1 protein-coding gene is annotated in these 2,040 nt (G+C 70.3%); it reads left to right on the forward strand.

Features of this window, described 5'->3' with window-relative positions:
* Positions 1 to 217: 217 nt before the first annotated feature.
* A partial coding sequence (locus tag ABZV34_RS38800; protein ID WP_356287808.1) for a phosphocholine-specific phospholipase C occupies positions 218 to 2,040 on the forward strand: 1,823 nt, incomplete at its 3' end.

Raw genomic sequence — 2,040 nt, forward strand, 5'->3', positions numbered from 1 at the left:
GACCCCCGGACCCGCCCGGAGGCGTGAGGCGACCACCACCCGCTGTCCGTCCGGGCCCCCGGCGTCCGTGACCCGCCCGCCGGCGACCGACGCCGACCGTCACGGTTCGGCCGCTGTTCACCCGCAACTCACCACGCGGGTATGGATCTCGGCGATCACCGCGGGCACGCTGGCGCGCGGTGTGCCGCAGGGGCACGCCAGTGACGAGGGCGGGCGAATGACACCGATCAGCCGAAGAGGTTTCGTGGGGCTCGGGGCATCAGTGGCGGCCGGTACCGCGCTGGGCCTCGGCTCACGCCCGGCGGCGGCCGCGGCCACGGCGAGCGGCACGATCACGGACGTACGGCACGTCGTCATCCTCATGCAGGAGAACCGCAGTTTCGACCACTACTTCGGCCGCCTCAAGGGCGTCCGCGGATTCGGAGACCGCAGCGGCATCACGCTGTCCGGTGGGTATCCCGTCTTCAACCAGCCCAACGGGGGCGGCCGGCAGTACCCGTGGAAACTGAGCTCCACACCCGCCGCGGGCGGTAAGGACGGTGAGACCCTCGCGCAGTGCAACGGCGACCTCCCGCACTCCTGGTCCTCGCAGCACTCCGCCTGGAACAAGGGACGCCTCGACAACTGGGTCTCGGGAGTCGGCAACATCCGTTCGCTCGGCTACCTGGACCGCTCCGACATCCCCTTCCACTACGCGCTCGCCGACGCCTACACGATCTGCGACGCCTACTTCTGCTCCACGCTCAGCGCCACCGGGCCCAACCGCACCTACCTCTGGTCCGGCAAGGTCGACGGATCCAGCTACGACGGCGGCGACGAGTCGGGTCTGACCTGGCAGAACTACGCGGAGGCGCTCCAGACGGCCGGAGTGACCTGGAAGGTCTACCAGAACGCGCAGGACAACTACGGCGACAACGCCTGCGCCTACTTCAAGAAGTTCGCCGCGGCCAAGTCCGGCGACCCGCTGTACGACCGGGGCATGGCCTCCGTACCGAAGGCCACCGGCTCCACCCCCGACGACATCGCCGCCGCCATCAGGGCGGACGTCGTCGCGGGCACCCTGCCCCAGGTGTCCTGGGTGGTCGCCAACCAGGCCTTCTCCGAGCACCCGTACGCCCCGCCCGGGGACGGCGCCCACTTCGTCGACCTGGTGTACAAGGCCCTCGCCGCCGACCCCGACGTCTTCGACTCCACCGTCCTGTTCCTCAACTACGACGAGAACGACGGCTTCTTCGACCACGTGCCGCCGCCGGTCCCGCCCGCGAACACGGCGGGGGAGTTCCTCGGGGGCACTCCGTACGGTCTCGGATTCCGCGTCCCGATGGTGGTCGTCTCGCCCTGGACGCGCGGCGGATGGGTGTCGTCGGAGGTCTTCGACCACACGTCCGTGCTGCGCTTCCTGGAGACCTGGACGACCTCGCTGGGCAAGCCCGCCGCCTGCCCGAACATCAGCGCCTGGCGCCGCAAGGTCAGCGGCGACCTGACCGGCGTCTTCGACTTCGCCCACCCGGTGTACGGCGCCGTCGCGATGCCCGCCACGAGTGTCATCGGCATCGCCACCTGCGGTCCCCTGCCCAACCCGGTCCCCACCACCAACGCCCTGCCCGTGCAGGAGCCCGGCACCCGCCCCGCCCGCGCCCTGCCCTACCAGCCGAACGGGTACCTGGACCACCTGGAGTTCGGTTCGAGCGGCAAGATCCTCGCCTGGTTCGCCATGGCCAACCAGGGCACCCCGGCCAGGAGCGCCGCGCACTTCTCGATCCACCCGAACGCCTACCGTGACACCACGCCCTGGCAGTACACGGTCGACGCGGGCGGTACGGCCTCCGACTACTTCAACATCGGCTCGGGGTACGGCGACGGGAAGTACGACCTCGCCATGACCGGGCCCAACCGCTTCCTGCGCCGGTTCAGGGGCGACGCGTCGCAGGCGGGCAAGTCGGCCGAGGTGAGCACCCGTTACGCCACCGAGCCCGGGACCGGGAAGACGGCTGTCTACTTCAGGATGGCCAACTCCTCGGCCTCGACGGTGCGGTTCAC

It is taken from the genome of Streptomyces sp. NPDC005195, assembly GCF_040608315.1.
Classification (GTDB): domain Bacteria; phylum Actinomycetota; class Actinomycetes; order Streptomycetales; family Streptomycetaceae; genus Streptomyces; species Streptomyces kaempferi.